The organism is Legionella saoudiensis (assembly GCF_001465875.1).
Lineage (GTDB): Bacteria > Pseudomonadota > Gammaproteobacteria > Legionellales > Legionellaceae > Legionella > Legionella saoudiensis.
On the sequence record NZ_LN901322.1, the window covers coordinates 110,531 to 129,128 of the forward strand.

Sequence of the window (18,598 nt, forward strand, 5' to 3'; positions counted from 1 at the left end):
ATCAAGCTTTAACCCCGGATTTAATAATGAATATCAGCCAATTAGACGTAGAAGATAAAATAATCGAAATCAGAAACAAACATGTCATTATAGATAGTGATGTCGCTCAGTTATATGGTGTAGAAACTAAAAGAATTAACGAAGCTGTAAGCAGAAATCCAGAAAAATTTCCTGAAGGTTATTTGGTTGAACTTACCGAACAAGAAAAACAGGAGGTAGTCGCAAATTGCGACCACCTAACTTCTCTAAAATTTTCACCTAATTTGCCTAAGGCTTTCACAGAGAAAGGCCTTTATATGCTAGCGACTATATTAAAAAGCCCAAAAGCCACAGAAACTACCCTAGCTATCATCGATACCTTCACAAAGGTAAGAGAAATATCACGCACTATTAAAGCAATACCACAAACCCCACAAAACTCACCAAAGTATCAAGAGCTCATGCAAAAAACAGGTGATTTAATTTCAGATCTAGTAGTTCCTGATGACCTCGACACATCTGAAACTGAAGCTAGCATAGAAGTTAATCTTGCTATTGTAAAATTCAAATATTCAGTCAAGAAAAAAAACAAGTAATATTTTGTTGAAAATAAAGCATTTTAATGGGATTACAATATTTTAAATATTGATATGAGGTTTTAATGCTTAGATACCATTTAAATAATGGATTAAAGCTACATTCCAGACTATGGGGGACTATTTTTTATTAATCAAAGTTGCACTCTGAGCAGTAATCACCGGAATGTGGAAGAAAATTTATGTATGGAATATAATTGAACATCTTTTAAACCAAGGTGCTTTATGACAGAAGAGTTGTTTGTTTCTGCCTGGAAGAAAGGGATTAAAAAAGTAGGAGCTGAATTTTTTAATATAAAAGCCTCATCTCTTGATATGGCTCAGAAAAAATGGCAGTTAGAGCCAAACTACCAGTTTATCAAAAATGCAATTGGCAGCTACAGTCATGGCAAACAAGTTTTACTTGGTTTAATGTATTCGTTTTATGATCCTGACTGTGGTCAGGAACTTTTAGTCCAGGCTCAGTGCCCTAATTTCGTGCAGGCAATTTTCATTCTTGACGAAGAAGCACGGAACATTATCTCACAATTATGGTTACATCATACAGGTTGGTAATTTATCTTAAACTGATGTGTAATTTATCCTGAAACAACATATAATTTTATCAAAAGCCACTCACCATGGTTCATCATGCCAATAGCAGGAAGCATCATCCATGACAGGTTTTCAATATGTTGACGGGTAAATACAATTCTATTTATACCTCAAATCATCTCATTAATCACTTTTTCTGGGTTGAATACAACTTGTTCACTATGCTCCATGGCCTCTATTTAGGAGATTATCACCTGTATGAATAATTCAAATAAAGTAGTGGTATCCATGAAGAAATATGTTTGGATATTATATTTTCTTAAACGAGATCCTAGAGTTAATAGGAAAGCTAAATTAGTTGTACTAATGACTCTCGCTTATGCTTTGAGCCCAATTGATTTAATTCCTGATTTCATTCCTATTCTAGGATTACTAGATGATTTAATCATTATCCCCTTAGGAATTTACTTAGCGATTAAACTAATACCTCAAGAGGTTTGGAATGACTGCAATCGGCTTGCAGATATTTCTATTGATAAAGGTGAGTTATTACCAAAAAACTGGGTGGTTGCGTCAATTATTGTGCTCTTGTGGGTAATAGTTATTACCCTAGTTGCTAAATGGCTATGGCATTTTTTTCTTACTTAGTTGCCAATCCTTATTTGACCTAACTAGTTAATTCCAATTATAAGTTTAGGCGAGCAATCGACCTTTTACCTTCCCTTTATTTACCTCACTCATTCTGTATATAAAATTCACGCTCTTGTCTATTTTCACCTTGACTAAGAATGATGAGATTGTGAGTCCAGGGCAATTGTCTCGCCACTGGTGAGACAATTTTGTCATCCTAATAGATTTCGTACAATTGCCTCATGCTAAACAATTTGGTCTTGTAAATCCTCGAAGTCCCGAATGAGTTTTTTCTATATAATCAGCAAGTTGTGGTACACTCCAGGCCGTGAAATAGTAAAATAAATAATAATTAACACAAGATAAATATGGATTCATCTTCTTTACATGTATTGCCCACCATTAATATCTAGATTAGCGCCAGTAATAAAGCCTCTTTCGGGAGCTGCAAGGAATGTGACTGCATCAGCTACCTCTTCAGGTTTACCTAATCGACCAACGGGTATGTAAGTAACAATTGCATTGAGAATCTCTTCTTTGATAGAAGCTAACATGGGCGTTTCAATATATCCTGGAGAAATGGTATTGACTGTAATTCCTTTATTAGCTACTTCCAACGCTAAACTTTTGGTAAAACCAAAAAGAGCTGCTTTGGTTGCAGCATAATTGCATTGCCCAAATTGGCCTTTGCGACCATTAATCGATGAAATACTAATAATTCGACCATAGCCTTGAGCAAGCATAGCGGGTAACACATTACGCGTCATATTAAATACACTGGTCAAATTGGCATCAATAACCTGTTGCCATTGTTGGGAGGTCATTTTCTTTAAAGTCGTATCGCATGTGATCCCCGCATTATTGACCAAAACATCGATACGTCCATAGCGCTCCATCAATAAATCAGTGAGTTTTTCACAATCAGCAAATTGAGTCGTATCACCATAGAGAATATCCACATCATAGCCGGCCTCTCTCTGACTTTCTTGCCATCGTTTTGCTTCGTCATGTTTGCCATTTTTAAAATAACATGCAATGACTTGGTAATCAGCTGCAAGACGTTGGCATATTGCAGAACCTATCCCACCGGTACCTCCTGTTACCACTGCTGTCATTCGTTCCATAAACGACTCCTTCATTTAAATATTTCTTCAATAGATAAAAAAATAATAAATTATCATGCAATCTCAACTTCTTCTGCCTGCAAGCCTTTTTGGCCTTTACCCACTTTAAATAGAACACTAGAATTTTCATGAAGATTTTTAAAACCGCTACCCTGAATGGCACTGAAGTGCACAAAATAATCCTTGCCACTACTCTCAATAAAGCCAAATCCTTTATCTTTATTAAACCATTTTACCTTTCCACGTATTTTATCTGTCATAGCGATCGTCCTAATGATAATAAAATAGAGCTTACACCAAATGAAGAAAAATTACTCTAAATGGACTGCTGAATTTTATAGAAACGCTCCGTTGTTTTCTATTATGGGGTATTTTAAGAATACCCCAGAAACTGCCTCCTATCTGAATATAAATTATCAACAGCATCTCGAATATTTTGAATGCAAGGACAAATCCTGCGCTGATTGACTCCAATAAGACAAAGTTATAAAAATACTTCAACGGTTTATCTAGCTGAGTGAACTATGACAACTACTATAAGAACAATGCTGTCTTCTGATTGGAACGAGGTTAAAAATATCTATTTAGAAGGTATAGCCACTCAAAATGCAACTTTTCAAACAGCTGCTCCAAAGTGGCATGAATGGGATAAAACCCATTTAACCATATGTAGATTTGTAGCAACATCCACACAAATGATGGGTAGGGCAATGTTAAGCCCTATATCAAATCGTTGTGTATATTCTGGGGTAGCTGAAGTTAGTGTCTATGTATCTAAATATAATCAAAATCAGGGGATTGGCAGTTTACTTCTTTCGAAAGTTATTTCCGAATCAGAGAAAAATAAAATATGGACATTGGAGGCTGGGATCTTTCCTGAAAATTCAGCAAGTCTCATACTTCATAAAAAACTTGGTTTTCGTGAAATTGGTTTTAGAGAAAAGTTAGGTCAGTTAAATGGTGTTTGGAGAGACGTTATATTATTAGAACGTAGAAGCAAATTATTTTAATGTACTCTATGTAGATCATTTTTGGATTGCCGCACCTAATACATTTGACTAAATTTAATTATTCGACTATTCTGGAATTATGGACACAAAAGAATCTATAAAAATATTTGATACTCTTTCGCAAGAAACCCGTTTGCAAGTTTTTCGATTACTTGTTCAGGCGGGACCTGAAGGGTTATCAGCAAGTGCAATTGGCGATGAATTAGGTATCTTACACAATACCTTGTCATTTCATCTAAGCCACTTGTCTCATGCTGGAATTGTAACCTCTTGCCGTAAAGGACGTTATGTTTTTTATTCAGCAAATTTTGAATTAATGCGGGATTTTATCGCCTTTCTTGTTCAGGATTGTTGCAGCAAACAACAAGTCAGAATTCAACAACCCGATACAAAAAATTGTCTCGTTATTGAGTTAAATAGTTGTTGTCCTTCTACTAAGGAGTAAATCATGAAGCGTTTTCATATTCATATTGGTGTGAGCAACCTTGATGAGAGCATCCGTTTCTATAATGCTTTGTTTGGAGCTGAGCCTGTCAAAGTGAAATCTGATTATGCCAAATGGATGCTGGAAGATCCGCGCATCAATTTTGCAATTTCAACGCGTGCTGACAAACATGGGGTAGAGCACTTAGGTATTCAAGTAGATAATGCCGTTGAGTTAGCGGAATTAAGAAAACAATTTTCAGAAGCCAATATTTCTATGCATAGTGAGGGTGAAACAACCTGTTGTTATGCCAAATCAGAGAAGTCATGGGTCAATGACCCAAATGGAATCGTCTGGGAAGCCTATCATACCATGCAAGATGTACAATTTTTTTCGGGTGGAGATTCAACTGAAAGCTCTTGTTGTATACCAGAAAAAAACACAACAACTTCTTGCTGTGATACCAAGTCAAAAGCAACTGGATGCTGTGGCTGATGAATACTAAGCCAATTAGATTATTATTTCTTTGTACAGGTAATTCTTGTCGGTCTATTATGGCCGAAGCTATAACCAATCATTACTCCAATGGCCGCCATCTAGCCTTTAGCGCGGGTAGTTTCCCGACTGGAAACATACATCCCAAAGCAATTGAAACGCTTACCAATCATGGCATAAAGCCAAATGCGCCTCGTAGTAAATCCTGGAATGAGTTTAAATCAGAGTCTATTGATTTAGTGATTACCGTCTGTGATCAGGCCGCTCGCGAAAGTTGTCCCATTTTCCCTGGTCACCCGAAAAAACTCCATTGGAGTATTCCTGATCCTGCTAAAGCAGAAGGCTCTGAAATGGAAATTAATGCCGCATTTGAGGAGGTATTTAATCAACTGAAACAACGGATAGAAAAGGAGTTGCTATCATGAACACTTGTAGCACCCATCGCCTTTCTTTTTTAGATAGGTATTTAACCTTCTGGATTTTCCTGACCATGGCCGCAGGTGTTGGTATCGGTTCACTCTTTACGGAAACACCACAATTTATCAACTCATTATCTATTGGCTCCACCAATATTCCTATCGCATTTGGATTGATTTTAATGATGTACCCTCCTCTGGCCCGAGTGAAATATGAAGAATTACCGCTGGTATTTAGAGATTGGCGCATTTTATTATTGTCCTTAATTCAAAATTGGCTTATTGGTCCATTCCTCATGTTTGGGCTTGCTGTTTTATTTTTGCATAGCTACCCTGAATATATGACTGGACTCATTCTCATTGGGTTAGCGCGGTGTATTGCCATGGTCATTGTCTGGAATCAGCTGGCTGAGGGTGATAATCAATATGTTGCAGCCTTAGTCGCGTTTAATAGCATTTTTCAATTGTTGTTTTTTAGTATCTATGCCTGGTTTTTCCTCACGGTCTTGCCTCCTCTGATAGGCATGACTGGCCAAATAATTCACATCGATTTTATGACCATTGCTGAAAGTGTCTTTATCTATCTTGGAGTTCCCTTTTTTGCTGGATTTCTAACTCGCTTTGTATTGATAAAGAAAAAAGGGCTGTCTTGGTATGAAACCCATTTTTTACCAAAAATTTCTCCTATTACCCTAGTTGCTCTGCTTTTTACGATATTGTCAATGTTTGCTTTGAAAGGGGCTATGGTTTTACAACTTCCCTTGGATGTGATTCGTATTGCAACTCCATTAACACTTTATTTTATTGTGATGTTCTTTATCAGTTTTGCGATGGGCAAACTCGTTGGTGCTAACTATGAAAAAACAACAGCAGCGTCTTTTACAGCAGCCAGTAATAATTTTGAACTGGCTATTGCTGTAGCAATTGCTACCTTCGGACTAAATTCTAGCATTGCTTTTACAACAGTCATTGGCCCACTGGTTGAAGTACCTGTTCTTATTTTGTTAGTGGATGTTGCCTTTTGGCTACAACGTTCATGGTTTTCAGAAAGAAACCTGGAACCAGAAAAATAGATATAATCTAATATTGAAATTACTCAATATTAGACCAGATCATTTTTGGAGGTTCTTAACCAGAACCAGATGTGGGATTTATTTCATTAGCTTTTATAGCCACAATAGGGTTATTCACTTATGCATTTGCATTGCAAGAGACGAAGGAGATGAGTACTGATGATTGATCATTGCCAGTTTGGGCTTGATATGCAGGAAAACCCAATTATCTATAAAACAACTGAGGGCACTCTTTATATTGTACCGTGTCACTACTATTATTAGACAGTTAATTTTTAAGGTCAGTACATGAAAACAAAAGGTGTCTTTCGATTCTTTGCAGCAATGTTATACCTTTTTTGGGGAATAGCACCCTTTGCTTTTGCACAAAACCGACCACTGACTCTAACCGAAGCAGAACATCTAGCAATTAACCAATCTCCAGAGCTACAACGTTTAAACGCAAACAGCCAAGCCCTAAGACAGCAATCAATCGCAGACGGACAACTACCCGATCCCCAATTAGCCGCAGGGACTATTAATGTTCCAACCGATACCTTTAGTTTTACTCAAGACGAAATGACGATGGTACAAGTTGGACTCCAGCAACAATTTGCACGCGGTAGATCGCTCAAAATGAAATCCCAACAAACGCGCGCATTAGCCAAAACCGAACTGATTAAGATAACAGAACAAAAACTGACGTTAATTCGTACTGTGCGTGAAGTTTGGTTGGAGTTGTATTACTGGTCCCAAGCGCTACACACCCTAAAGACCAATGAATCACTTTATAAAGAGTTACTGCAAGTAACAGAGTCTCAATACAGCACAGGAAAAATCAACCAAACCGATGTAGTGCAAGTTCAGTTAGAACTATCAAAACTGAAGAATCAAATAATTCAAAACAAGCAGCAAATTGCAATTTTGAAAGCACAACTGGGTCGTTGGATTGGCATGAATAACGTCAATCGTCCTTTAGCACTGTCCATGCCCCGTTGGCCTGCCCTGCCTTCCATGGCAAAATTACAAGACAGCCTTATGAAACATCCTCTATTACAAGCAGATGCAGCAAATATCAAAGCCTCCTCTTTCGAAGTCGCTTATGCTAAAGAGCAGTATAAACCGGGATGGCAATTGGGTGTAGGTTATGGACTAAGACAAGGTAGAATGCCTGATGGAACACCACGCTCTGATATGCTGACGGCTCAAGTGACTATGGATTTGCCTTTTTTCACGGCAAACCGCCAAGACCGACAACTCAATGCAAGCCTCAATAAATTAAATGCAACTCAAATGGACAGACACATTCATTATCGTGATTTGCTGCAATCTCTTAATGTACAATATACCACCTGGAAACATCTTTTAGAGCGAGAACATTTATACAACCAGCAATTAATTCCAGATTCCAAGCAAAATGCTAAGGCGGCATTACTCGCTTATCAAAATGCTACGACCGAATTAACCACCGTATTACGCGCCTACAGCAGTGAATTGACCATTCAATTAGAGCACATTCAACTGCAAGTAGAGCGCTTAAAAGCTCATGCAACCTTGCTCTATCTCGAAGGAACCCCAACATGAACAAAAAATTAGTCACTTTTGCACTCGTTGTTCTGATTTTAGGCATTGTTCTTGGGCGATGGTCAACAGATGCCACTAATAAAAAAGCATCCATGGCCAAAGAAGAAAAAAAACCGCTTTATTGGATTGATTCCATGGAGCCCACCATTCACTACCCAGGACCTGGAAAATCACGCATGGGAATGGAATTAACTCCGGTCTATGCTGATGAACATCCAAATGATGGGACAGTGCAAATCTCTCCTGTCGTGAGCAATAATCTAGGCATTCGTCTTGCACCTGTGATGCAAAGTGATTTGGCAAAGCAAATTGATACGGTGGGTTATGTGGAGCCTAATGAAAACAAAATTGGTCATATTCATACCTATGCTGATGGTTGGGTAAAAAATCTCGTGGTTAAAACAGTAGGTGAGACGGTAAAAAAAGGCCAACTTCTATTACAGTATTACTCGCCGCAATTAGTAACTGCTCAAGAAGAATACTTAATTGCTTTAGAGAACAAAAAGCCGGTCTTAATCAATGCTTCTTATAAAAAATTACAGTCGTTACATATTTCCGAACAACAAATTCAAGAAATCAAAACAACTCATAAAGCCAATCAATTAGTCGCTATCTATGCACCTCAAGATGGCATTGTCGCCCAACTTAATATTCGTGAAGGCATGCGAGTCACTCCAGATTTAGAGATGATGAGCCTTGTAGATCTTGCTAGTGTGTGGATGATTGCTCAAATTTTTGAAGAACAAGCCAGTTGGGTGCATGTTGGGGATTGTGCCATCGCAAAAATATCTGCTTTTCCTAATAAACAATGGAAAGGTGCTGTAGAGTACATTTATCCGCAATTAGACACCACGACCCGCACTGTTAAAGTCAGATTTCGCTTTGAAAATTCGGATAATCAGTTAAAGCCTAATATGTATGTGAGTATTACCATTCTTACCCAACCTAAAGCCAATGTGCTTCATATTCCCATCGAAGCATTAATAAGAAGCAGCCAAGGTGATCGCGTAATCGTGGCGCAAGCCCAAGGACGATTTGAAGTTCGTCCTGTAACCGTGGGTATGGAGTCAGAAAGCCAAGTTGAAATTATCTCCGGATTGAAACGAGGCGAACAGGTGGTTGTTTCTGGACAATTTCTTCTTGATTCCGAGTCCAATTTAAAAGCAGGACTTGAACGGTTACAAACACCGAACCAAGACAAAAAGAATCAAAAATCCAGTGCTACCTCTAATACATCCGTTGAAGGAGTCGGGATTATAAAAAAGATAAATTTTGCCAATCATTCGCTCACCATTCAACACGAGGCAATTCCCTCTTTAAATTGGCCTGCCATGGAAATGAATTTTTCAGTAGCACAAGACATTGTATTTGATGAGCTTAAAATCGGTGACTCGATTCAATTTGATTTAGAAAAAAAGAACACTGATTTTATGATTACTAAGATAAAAAAATTACCCAAGGACGATAACTCTAAATGATAGCTGCCATTATTCGCTGGTCGATTAAAAATCGCTTTTTAATTGTATTAATGACCGGCATGCTCATACTGGGGGGAATCTATACAGTAAAACATACTGTAGTCGATGCCATTCCTGATTTGTCTGATGTGCAAGTCATCATCAAAACAGAGTTCCCAGGTCAAGCGCCACAAATCGTTGAAGACCAAGTAACCTACCCTCTAACCACTGCGATGTTGGCAGTACCGGGTGCGGTGACGGTACGTGGTGAATCGGGTTTTGGAGTATCTTATGTGTATGTTATTTTCCAAGATGGGGTTGACTTATATTGGGCCCGTTCACGGGTTTTGGAATATTTAAGCCAAATTACCAATCGCCTACCCCTAGGTGCCCAGCCCACTTTAGGTCCTGATGCAACTGGTGTGGGTTGGGTCTATGAATATGCATTAGTGGATCGCACAGGAACACACGACCTCGCCCAATTAACCAGTCTGCAAAATTGGTTTTTGAAATATGAATTACAAAAAGTGCCTGGTGTAGCTGAGGTAGCGACCGCAGGAGGCATGGTCAAACAATATCAAATAACCTTAGATCCTGACCGTTTACGCGCTTACGGATTAACCCTTCAACAAGTAAAACAAGCCGTGGTACGCAGCAATCGCGAAGCAGGCGGCTCTGCCATTGAAATGGGTGAAGCCGAATACATGATACGCGCCAAGGGCTATCTAAAATCCATAAAAGATATGGAGCAAATTCCCGTAGGACTTGGTAAAAATGGCATTCCTATTTTGTTACAAGAAGTCGCTCAAGTGCAATTAGGCCCACAAATGCGCCGCGGAATTACCGAGCTCAACGGTCAAGGTGAAGCTGTAGGTGGCATTATCGTGATGCGCTTTGGGCAAAACGCCATGCAAACCATCGCGAATGTGAAAGAAAAACTAAAACAATTGCAAGCAAGTCTACCCAAAGGGGTAGAAATTAGTACGACTTATGATCGCTCAAGCTTAATTCAGCGTGCCATTAATACCCTGCAAGATAAATTGATTGAAGAGTTTATTGTGGTGTCGCTTATTTGTATCGTCTTTTTATTTCATTTTCGCTCCTCCTTAATCATTGTCATAAGCTTACCTATTGGAATTTTATTGGCGTTGATGGTCATGCACCTTCAAGGTATTAATGCCAACATCATGTCCTTAGGAGGAATTGCCATTGCCATTGGCGCCATGGTTGATGCCGCCATCGTGATGATTGAAAACGCACATAAACACCTCGAGCATGAACCCCTTACAGAAAAGAATCGTTGGCACATCATGCAACAAGCCTCACTTGAGGTAGGGCCTCCTTTATTTTTTTCCTTACTCATTATTACCATTAGCTTTCTACCGGTCTTCAGTTTACAAGCACAGGAAGGACGATTGTTTGCCCCTCTTGCCTATACCAAAACCTATGCGATGGCCGCAGCCGCTCTTCTTTCGATTACTTTAGTTCCCGTACTCATGGGCTATTTTATCCGGGGTAAAATCAAACAAGAACATGAAAATCCTATTAACCGAATGTTACTTGCATTGTATCAACCGGTGTTATATGCCAGTTTAAAAGCCCCAAAAATGATTTTAGCCCTAGCCGCTCTAATTGTCTTTCTTGGTTTTTTACCCCTTCATTATTTGGGTAATGAGTTCATGCCGGAACTTGATGAAGGAGATTTACTTTACATGCCCACAACATTTCCTGGAATCTCCATCGGAAAAGCACAACAACTACTCCAACAAACCGATAAACTTATTGCGACTGTCCCAGAAGTCAAAACGGTGTTTGGTAAAATAGGCAGAGCAGAAACTGCCACCGACCCAGCACCTTTATCTATGGTTGAAACAACCATTCAATTTAAACCCCATAACGAATGGCGCCCAGGAATGACCATGGATAAATTGCGCGAAGAGTTGTCTTTACGGCTTAAATTGCCGGGACTTTCCAACGCCTGGGTCATGCCCATCAAAACCCGTATTGATATGTTGGCCACAGGGATAAAAACTCCAGTGGGTATTAAAATTGCGGGGCCTGACTTAAATACCATTCAATCCATTGGGGAACAACTGGAAATCATTTTGAAAAAAATTCCCGGCACCACGTCTGTTTTTGCAGAGCGCGTTGCAAGCAGCCATTACATCACCATTGATATAGACCGTCTTAAAGCGGCTCGTTATGGATTAAATGTTGAGGACATTCAAGAAATTATTGAAACAACCGTCGGTGGCATGAATGTAACCCAAACCATTGAGGGACGCGAACGTTATCCTGTAAATCTTCGTTATCCTCGCGACCTTCGCGATTCCTTAGAAAAGCTTCGTTTATTGCCTATTGTCACGCCAATGGGTGCCACGATTCCGTTAAGTGAAATTGCCTCTTTATCAATTACCGAAGGCCCCGACATGATTCGCAGTGAAAATGCCAGGCTTAATGGGTGGGTTTACATTGATATTGCCGGACGCGATCTAGGTTCTTATGTTAAAGAAGCTCAGGATGCTGTTCAGAGTCAAGTGAAATTACCCGCGGGTTACTCATTAACTTGGTCTGGTCAATACGAATATTTGGAACGCGCCAAACAACGCCTTTCTTTGGTAGCCCCATTAACCTTAGCAATTATTGCCTTTTTGCTGTATCTTAATTTTGGTCGATTAGCTGAGGTTCTGATTATTTTAGGGACATTACCCTTAGCGTTAGTCGGGGGCATTTGGCTCTTGTATTTATTAGGCTATCATCTCTCTGTCGCGGTCGGCATTGGTTTTATTGCCCTAGCTGGAGTCGCTGCAGAAACTGGGGTCATTATGCTTGTATTTCTTAACCAGGCCTTGGAAAAAGCAAGGGAAGAGGCGTTACAGCAGCAGCGTGCCCTGACTCGAGCGGATGTTTTTGATGCGGTAGTGGCCGGTGCTCTTTTACGGCTTCGCCCTAAAATCATGACGGTAACTGCCATTATCGGCGGTCTATTACCTATTATGCTCTTAGGAGGCACAGGCTCTGAGGTCATGCGACGCATTGCGGCCCCAATGGTTGGGGGTATGCTCAGTGCGACAGTACTTACCTTGATTGTCATTCCAGTAATCTATCTTCTTTGGCAACAAAGAAAATATAATGTGTAACCAAAAGTTATTTATATGTTTTTTGAATATAAGGGCCGGCGATCTCAGGGAGCGTTAAGACAAACAATCGTCGATTTCTGTCATAAGATTTATAAGGGATTGCCATGAATAAATCGATTTTTTTAATGATTATTTTCTTTATCATGAGTACCACTATTGGCTGTGTACCAAGATCCTTAAAACCCGGTGCTCAAAATATCACGATTCTCTATGATCACACTATTTCGGATTTAAAATCCTGCACATTTTTGGGCAAAATCTCTGGCAAGGATGTGCATGGTACGAAGATTCAATTTACCTGGGGATTAGAAAAAAACCTAGAAAAGGATGACATTAATTTTCTTAAAAATGAAGGAAAAAAATTAAATGCAAATGTTGTTGTGTTTGAAAAACATCAAAACTTGGTTAAGCGATATCAATTATGGAGTCCGAGCCGACATACAGACATCAGCAATCATACCATTGAAGGAAGCGCCTATCGATGTCCTTCGCAAATAATGTCCTCAATAAAACAGTTTGATATCCTAAAGGATTCTGTTTATGAAAAACCTATCGTAATCAAAGGTAATTGATAATACATGCATGACAGAAAATATCCTTTCAGGAATAGAAGCCAATTTTGAGTCAGAAAATATTAAATAGTATTATTTACAATCCCTTTTTGCTCTTTCCTATTTATTATTACATTTGGAAGCAACCTGGCAGAGTTCATAATGAAAATTAGTTCTGAAGAAACATGAATAAAAGCAGCCAATGGCGGATTAAGAAAGCCAAAAGCCGCTAATAAAATACCCACCGTATCTACCAAAAGTGTGCCTGCAAAATTCGCCATAATAATTTTGTAACATCTTCTTGCAATTCCAACTGTTTCAACAAATTTTGTTTCAACAAATTTGAATAAATCATTGCCTAATAATACAATGTCAGCGCTCTCTCGCGCCACATCCGTCCCAGTACCCATAGCAATACCCACATTTGCTTCAATTAATGCAGGCGCATCATTGATACCGTCACCAACCATCGCTATTTTTGCCTTTGCTAACATAAACTCTCGAATACGGATTGCTTTTTGCTCTGGAAGCAGTTCGGCTTCTACCTTGGCTACTCCAAGCTGCTTACCAATTTCCTGCGCAATCGTTAAGGTATCCCCGGTTAAAAGAATTGTGTTTAAACCCATTCTTTTTATTTCACTTATTGCTTCTCTGGCCTCTTTACGTATGATATCTGCAATTCGTATTACACCGAGTAATTGATTATTACGCGCGACAAACACCTCAGATAAATAGTTCGGGCCTGGCTTAACGTCACTGATATTGATCTGTTCCTCTTGAAACAGAGCCAAATTACCAACAATAATTTTTTCTTGATTTGCCCAACAAATAATCCCTTTTCCAGGTTTATAATCGAAGTGTTCCGGTTCAATAATATCCAGATCTTGCTCGCTTGCTTTTTGCAAAATAGCTCTGGCGATTGAGTGTTCTGATAATCGTTCAGCAATAGCCGCAGCCTCAAGTACAGCCTGCTCAGTAATGCCGGGCATAGGACAAACAGCAACAACAGAGGGTGCGCCATAAGTAAGGGTTCCTGTTTTATCAAAAACTACCGTATCCACTTTACTTAGCACTTCGATATATAAGCCACCTTTTATAATAACCCCCTTGCCCGCAGCTCTACCAATTGCTCCTAAAATAGCTAATGGAGTTCCCGCGGCTACGCCACATGCACCTGCTACAATAATCACAGATATAGTTGAGCGGATATCATGAGTAAGAAAATAGGTGAGAAGTGCGGCACCAATAGCAAAATAAACAAGATAGCCTGCAAGACGATCAGCTGTTTTCTGAATGGGAGCACGAGATTTTTCCGCCGCTTCAACTGCCTGAATAATTTTTCCAAAAGCCGTATCTTTACCAACTCGTTTTGTTTCCACATCAATGGCACCAGATTGATTGATAGATCCTGCGTAGACCTCAGATCCAGCAATTTTTTCTACTGGCATTGACTCACCTGTTATTGCAGATTGATCAACAAAAGTTAGTCCTCTAATAACAGTTCCATCTATTGGTATACGGGAACCCGGTTTAACAATAATAGTATCACCCGCTTTTATTTCCTCGATATTTTTTTTGCTCTCACCATTTTGGTGCCGAATGAATGCTTCTTTAGGCATGAAATCAAGAAGACTTTTTATAGCACGTCTGCCGCGCTCGATAGTAAGACCCTCTAGTACTTCAGCAATTAATACAAAAAGTATAATCACTAATGCTGTAAATACTTCCCCAATAGCTAAAGCGGCTAGCAATGCAATTGTCATGGATAATTCCATAGTCATTTTGCGTTCGCTTAAAGATGAAAATGCTTCCTTAAAAATAGGATACCCACCTATGAGTGCGGCAATAAAACCAATATATTTAAATGGTACAAATTGAGTCCCTAAAGGTGTCCAGCTCAATAGAAGAGAAATAAATACGAATCCTATGCGCAATCCCTCTACCAAAGTAAAAATATGGCTGTGATCATTATGTTCTTGATTCATTGACAGTTCCTCAATTTATTTAAACTTACTTTAAATAGGTCTTAACAACATCCAATAATTGCTGAGCTGCTTGTGCTTGGCTTGATGATGGACTTTTATCAGGATCAACCAGATGATTACGTATGTGACCTTCGATAACTTCGGCCATCAAACCATTCATTGCACCACGACATGCAGCGATTAACTGCAAAACACCGCCACAATCATTTTCTTCAGAATGCTCTAGCTTTTCTTTCAATGCATTCAGTTGGCCTTGAATACGGTTAATGCGATGAAGTAGCTTCTTTTTATCCCTTAATAAATGTGCCATAAATTAAATCTCTAAAAATGTATACTATACGTAGGTATAGTATACATCAAAATTCTCAAAAAGATCTTAATAATTGCACCAGGGCTAAATAAGCCAATGGATGTGATGAAATGAAAAGGGAATCAAAACCTGAAGCCCTACCCAACTCGATCTGTTTTATTGATACTTGAATAACAAGTGGACGGAGGTCTGATTGCTCTACTTAACCAGAACCCCCTGGTGCATGATCTATTACAATACAGCTTTATTATCAGCACTTCTAAAGCAGGCTCAACAAGGTGGTGAAGGGTCCTTATACAACGAAATGGAATTACCCCCTTATAAGGCAGTGGGTACTGCTTTAAGATTCAATAATATAGAAGTTGTTGCGGCACTTGTTTACTGTAGGCCAAACGTTAATAATACAGGTTCTAAAATTCCGCCAAATCCAATCATCTTTTACCAATCCTGAATGATGCCAACCGTGGTCTTTAATTAAGCAGGTTACAATCAATCCTATACCACTACCAACATATAATAATCCAACAAGTTCTTTGGCAAAAGGTATGCAACCACCAAAAACACAGCGGCACCCAGAGCCGCAAACGTTGGAGATATGATTCGTAAGTACATCAGCTAACCCTCGACCCTCTAACTCTAAATGACACCACTTTAATCTTTTGCTCAACACCTGGAATAGTACAAGACAAGGCTCATAATCAGAGTTGATTTAAAATAAAAAGCTCAAATTTCAATATTAATTGTCCACTTCTCTTACAATAACAGGGTAAGGCCAAATGTTACCGTATCTTGACTGGCTGCTTCCCCATTAATTATTTGTATGTTTTTAAAAGCGCCATAATCTTGCTCATGTTCGTATTCAACATTAATATTTAATCCAGGAGCCAGCCGATAATAAGGCCTGACAATATAGCGCATTTGATTGAGTCCATTACCGATATTGGCTTGAATGACTGTTTTCGAAGCCAGAATACTGCGTACCCCTGCCCTAATAAAAAAGTTATTGGTGATCTGGGTATCTCGCGATAACTCCAAATCCAGTTTAGCACTTCCATTGTAGTAATAGCCTCGAAGATTGGTATCGATAAAATAAGGCATTAACCCTTCAATACCAATACCTGGCTGCCAATAGGGTGTATTTGCTGGTTTATTGGTATAATTAGCACCTGCTTTAATCGCCCAAAACTGGCTGATTAAATGCCAATAAAAAATATCAATGTCAGCACTTTCAACCTTTCCCTTCAACAATTCCGCATCATTGACGAATAATTCAAGCTTATGATAATCAGGACCATATAAACCCTTGTAATTTAGGCGTTGTGCATTATGAAACGGATCAGCACCAGCATCGATAAATGAGGCGCGCCATAAACCTGCAGGATGGACCATCGGATACTTCACCAAGGAAGAATCGATAGGCATGGTTTCATCCACTCGTACAATGGGACGATTGTAATAAGGCGTTTGTTTTATAATATTTTGCGGCTTTCTTTTACCCTGTGTAATTTCTATTAATGTAGAATATTGAAACACACGCGACATCCCAGTCATCATATGATAAAGAAAATGACAGTGAAAAAACCATTGGCCACTGGCATCGGTGTCAACATCCGCGGTTATCGTAGCACCTGGTGGCACATCAATCGTATGCAATAAAGGATCGTAGGCATCATTCCCCTTGCGCAAAATAAACCAATGACCATGAATGTGCATGGGATGATGCATCATGGATGTGTTGGTAAATACAAACCGATAGCGTTTCCCAGGATCTAAACGTATGGGTTTCGCTTTATAAGCAGGAACTCCATTGATAAACCAAATAAATCGATCCATATACCCAAACAACTCCATATTGATTACATGCGCTACTGGAGTATTCGGATCATTTGTTTTCACTGCGGCAATCATGGGCTGATATTTTGTGCCCATTGAAGTTTTGTAAGAGGAGTTGGGTGGCTCCATCTTGTCTCCAATAATAGTTGGCTCCGTGGGCATCTTCATGCTGGAATCCATCTTCATGTTGGAATCCATCTTCATGTTGGAGTCCATCTTCATGTTGGAGTCCATTTTCATGTTGGAGTCCATTTTCATGTTGGGCATAGACGATGAATTATTTGCTCCCTTAACGTGTGATTTTTTCTTGTCCATTTCATGAGACATTGAACTCATGTTCATTTTAAGAGCATGTCTTCTCTCTTTTGTCTTAGTGGCTGATTTTGCTGTCTGAGGTAAAGTACCTTGATTCATATTCCCCATCATCATGGCCATCATATCTCGAGTAACTGGCAATGGCTCAGGAAATGGAGGTACTTTTGAATAATCTACAGAATGTTGCGAAGAGGTCACTAAGGCACCGTATGCAGCCCCTACTGTATCTAAGGATTCTGCATAAATGATGTAGGGTGTGTTTTTTTGAATTTTAACAAGCACATCATAGGTTTCACCTGATGCAATGGCAAAATCTTTAATCATATAGGGTCTCACATCATTCCCTTCGGCGTGCACCATCTGCATTTCAGACTCAGGAATTTTTACACGAAAAATGGTGCTTCCTCCAGCACCTATAAAGCGTAACCGTACCACATCCCCTTGCTTCACCAAAGCAGTCCAAGGTTTGAATTTGGGTTGACCATTGAGTAAAAATGCATCATAAGCAACATCACTAAAATCATAAATACTCATGCGCATTTGTTGCATCATTTTGTAGTCATTAAACAATCGCTTACGTTCCTCTGCGGAGCCTTTTTTATAATCATGCATAAATTTTAATAAAGAGGGCTGCAGCGGAAATCGCGGAGAATAATAATCCCCTTCTTTCTTTAGATTTTTTAAAATCTGCTCTGGTTTGGTATTACTCCAATCGGATAACACCACAACAAAATCTTTCGTGTATTTATATTTGGGTGCCTTAATCGGGTCGATGACGAAGGCACCATATAAGCCCTGTTGTTCTTGTAATTCAGAGTGTGCATGGTACCAATACGTTCCTGATTGCTTGAGTACAAACTGATAATGAAATACACCTCCTGATGGAATCGCTTTTTGACTCACATGCTCCACACCATCCATTTGCCAAGGAACTAAAACACCATGCCAATGAATTGTTGTGGGTTTATCCAAATGATTGTATACATTAATAGTGACCTTATCGCCTTCCTTAAAGTGTAGTGTTGGTGCTGGAATCTGATTATTTACCGCAATCGCAACTCGAGATTTTCCAGCAAAATGAACGGTCTTGTAGCCCACAACTAAATCAACAACACGCTGGGCAGAAAACACATTGGTCATCACCAAAAGACTGGTGAGAAATA

General features: G+C 39.3%; 17 protein-coding genes. 12 read left to right on the forward strand and 5 right to left on the reverse strand.

The window, feature by feature from the left end; translation table 11 throughout:
- Window positions 1-26: 26 nt before the first annotated feature.
- From BN3124_RS04820 to BN3124_RS04830, 3 genes are all read left to right on the forward strand, one after another.
- Entirely contained in the window at window positions 27-575 is a 549-nt protein-coding gene (locus BN3124_RS04820; RefSeq protein ID WP_058478573.1) for an ORF6N domain-containing protein, read from the forward strand.
- Window positions 576-800: 225 nt separating this feature from the next.
- A complete protein-coding gene (locus BN3124_RS04825; RefSeq protein WP_058478574.1) occupies window positions 801-1,130 on the forward strand; it encodes a hypothetical protein in 330 nt (109 codons plus the stop codon).
- A 237-nt stretch (window positions 1,131-1,367) separates the two neighbouring features.
- Window positions 1,368-1,757 (forward strand): YkvA family protein, encoded by a 390-nt coding sequence (locus tag BN3124_RS04830; protein ID WP_058478575.1) that lies wholly within the window; start codon window positions 1,368-1,370, stop codon window positions 1,755-1,757.
- A 365-nt stretch (window positions 1,758-2,122) separates the two neighbouring features.
- Here BN3124_RS04830 and phbB read toward each other — a convergent pair whose 3' ends face one another.
- Together phbB and BN3124_RS04840 are read right to left on the reverse strand one after the other, a co-directional pair.
- The gene (gene phbB / locus BN3124_RS04835; RefSeq protein ID WP_058478576.1) at window positions 2,123-2,863 is read right to left on the reverse strand and encodes an acetoacetyl-CoA reductase; all 741 of its coding nucleotides are present in this window, start codon (window positions 2,861-2,863) and stop codon (window positions 2,123-2,125) included.
- 53 nt (window positions 2,864-2,916) lie between these two features.
- Window positions 2,917-3,123, reverse strand: coding sequence for a cold-shock protein (locus BN3124_RS04840; RefSeq protein WP_058478577.1), 207 nt, complete (start codon window positions 3,121-3,123; stop codon window positions 2,917-2,919).
- A gap of 264 nt (window positions 3,124-3,387) precedes the next feature.
- On the opposite strand from BN3124_RS04840, the gene BN3124_RS04845 reads away from it, so the two are divergent.
- The 9 genes from BN3124_RS04845 (at window position 3,388) to BN3124_RS04885 (ending at window position 13,013) form a co-directional block, all read left to right on the forward strand.
- On the forward strand, window positions 3,388-3,873 hold the full coding sequence (locus tag BN3124_RS04845; protein WP_058478578.1) for a GNAT family N-acetyltransferase: 486 nt from the start codon (window positions 3,388-3,390) through the stop codon (window positions 3,871-3,873).
- Between the two features lie 79 nt (window positions 3,874-3,952).
- A complete protein-coding gene (locus BN3124_RS04850) occupies window positions 3,953-4,318 on the forward strand; it encodes an ArsR/SmtB family transcription factor (protein ID WP_058478579.1) in 366 nt (121 codons plus the stop codon).
- A gap of 3 nt (window positions 4,319-4,321) precedes the next feature.
- Window positions 4,322-4,792, forward strand: coding sequence for an ArsI/CadI family heavy metal resistance metalloenzyme (locus tag BN3124_RS04855; protein ID WP_058478580.1), 471 nt, complete (start codon window positions 4,322-4,324; stop codon window positions 4,790-4,792).
- Complete coding sequence (locus tag BN3124_RS04860; protein WP_058478581.1) at window positions 4,792-5,217, forward strand: arsenate reductase ArsC; 426 nt, start codon at window positions 4,792-4,794, stop codon at window positions 5,215-5,217. Before BN3124_RS04855 ends, BN3124_RS04860 begins: the two co-directional genes overlap by 1 nt.
- A complete protein-coding gene (gene arsB / locus BN3124_RS04865) occupies window positions 5,214-6,281 on the forward strand; it encodes an ACR3 family arsenite efflux transporter (protein ID WP_058478582.1) in 1,068 nt (355 codons plus the stop codon). Before BN3124_RS04860 ends, arsB begins: the two co-directional genes overlap by 4 nt.
- 288 nt (window positions 6,282-6,569) lie before the next feature.
- Entirely contained in the window at window positions 6,570-7,844 is a 1,275-nt protein-coding gene (locus tag BN3124_RS04870; RefSeq protein ID WP_058478583.1) for a TolC family protein, read from the forward strand.
- Window positions 7,841-9,322, forward strand: a complete 1,482-nt coding sequence (locus BN3124_RS04875) for an efflux RND transporter periplasmic adaptor subunit (RefSeq protein ID WP_078061483.1) — start codon at window positions 7,841-7,843, stop codon at window positions 9,320-9,322. The genes BN3124_RS04870 and BN3124_RS04875 overlap by 4 nt, the downstream gene beginning before the upstream one ends.
- On the forward strand, window positions 9,319-12,441 hold the full coding sequence (locus BN3124_RS04880; protein WP_058478584.1) for an efflux RND transporter permease subunit: 3,123 nt from the start codon (window positions 9,319-9,321) through the stop codon (window positions 12,439-12,441). Before BN3124_RS04875 ends, BN3124_RS04880 begins: the two co-directional genes overlap by 4 nt.
- A 104-nt stretch (window positions 12,442-12,545) precedes the next feature.
- The gene (locus BN3124_RS04885; protein WP_058478585.1) at window positions 12,546-13,013 is read left to right on the forward strand and encodes a DUF4156 domain-containing protein; all 468 of its coding nucleotides are present in this window, start codon (window positions 12,546-12,548) and stop codon (window positions 13,011-13,013) included.
- A gap of 62 nt (window positions 13,014-13,075) precedes the next feature.
- Here the strand turns inward: BN3124_RS04885 and BN3124_RS04890 are convergent, their stop codons facing one another.
- From BN3124_RS04890 to BN3124_RS04905, 3 genes are all read right to left on the reverse strand, one after another.
- Window positions 13,076-14,977 (reverse strand): heavy metal translocating P-type ATPase, encoded by a 1,902-nt coding sequence (locus tag BN3124_RS04890; RefSeq protein ID WP_058478586.1) that lies wholly within the window; start codon window positions 14,975-14,977, stop codon window positions 13,076-13,078.
- Window positions 14,978-15,002: 25 nt separating this feature from the next.
- The gene (locus tag BN3124_RS04895; protein WP_058478587.1) at window positions 15,003-15,287 is read right to left on the reverse strand and encodes a metal/formaldehyde-sensitive transcriptional repressor; all 285 of its coding nucleotides are present in this window, start codon (window positions 15,285-15,287) and stop codon (window positions 15,003-15,005) included.
- Window positions 15,288-16,040: 753 nt separating this feature from the next.
- Window positions 16,041-18,575, reverse strand: a complete 2,535-nt coding sequence (locus BN3124_RS04905) for a copper resistance system multicopper oxidase (protein ID WP_078061505.1) — start codon at window positions 18,573-18,575, stop codon at window positions 16,041-16,043.
- Window positions 18,576-18,598: the final 23 nt, after the last annotated feature.

Excerpts from the sequence above, each read along its gene's own strand:
- BN3124_RS04860 (WP_058478581.1), top strand. The coding sequence starts at position 4,792 with ATGAATACTAAGCCAATTAGATTATTATTTCTTTGTACAGGTAATTCT.
- BN3124_RS04855 (WP_058478580.1), top strand. The coding sequence starts at position 4,322 with ATGAAGCGTTTTCATATTCATATTGGTGTGAGCAACCTTGATGAGAGC.
- BN3124_RS04875 (WP_078061483.1), top strand. The coding sequence starts at position 7,841 with ATGAACAAAAAATTAGTCACTTTTGCACTCGTTGTTCTGATTTTAGGC.
- BN3124_RS04825 (WP_058478574.1), top strand. The coding sequence starts at position 801 with ATGACAGAAGAGTTGTTTGTTTCTGCCTGGAAGAAAGGGATTAAAAAA.
- BN3124_RS04880 (WP_058478584.1), top strand. The coding sequence starts at position 9,319 with ATGATAGCTGCCATTATTCGCTGGTCGATTAAAAATCGCTTTTTAATT.
- BN3124_RS04890 (WP_058478586.1), bottom strand. The coding sequence starts at position 14,977 with ATGAATCAAGAACATAATGATCACAGCCATATTTTTACTTTGGTAGAG.
- BN3124_RS04870 (WP_058478583.1), top strand. The coding sequence starts at position 6,570 with ATGAAAACAAAAGGTGTCTTTCGATTCTTTGCAGCAATGTTATACCTT.
- phbB (WP_058478576.1), bottom strand. The coding sequence starts at position 2,863 with ATGGAACGAATGACAGCAGTGGTAACAGGAGGTACCGGTGGGATAGGT.
- arsB (WP_058478582.1), top strand. The coding sequence starts at position 5,214 with ATGAACACTTGTAGCACCCATCGCCTTTCTTTTTTAGATAGGTATTTA.
- BN3124_RS04885 (WP_058478585.1), top strand. The coding sequence starts at position 12,546 with ATGAATAAATCGATTTTTTTAATGATTATTTTCTTTATCATGAGTACC.
- BN3124_RS04830 (WP_058478575.1), top strand. The coding sequence starts at position 1,368 with ATGAATAATTCAAATAAAGTAGTGGTATCCATGAAGAAATATGTTTGG.
- BN3124_RS04820 (WP_058478573.1), top strand. The coding sequence starts at position 27 with ATGAATATCAGCCAATTAGACGTAGAAGATAAAATAATCGAAATCAGA.
- BN3124_RS04895 (WP_058478587.1), bottom strand. The coding sequence starts at position 15,287 with ATGGCACATTTATTAAGGGATAAAAAGAAGCTACTTCATCGCATTAAC.
- BN3124_RS04845 (WP_058478578.1), top strand. The coding sequence starts at position 3,388 with ATGACAACTACTATAAGAACAATGCTGTCTTCTGATTGGAACGAGGTT.
- BN3124_RS04850 (WP_058478579.1), top strand. The coding sequence starts at position 3,953 with ATGGACACAAAAGAATCTATAAAAATATTTGATACTCTTTCGCAAGAA.
- BN3124_RS04840 (WP_058478577.1), bottom strand. The coding sequence starts at position 3,123 with ATGACAGATAAAATACGTGGAAAGGTAAAATGGTTTAATAAAGATAAA.
- BN3124_RS04905 (WP_078061505.1), bottom strand. The coding sequence starts at position 18,575 with ATGACCAATGTGTTTTCTGCCCAGCGTGTTGTTGATTTAGTTGTGGGC.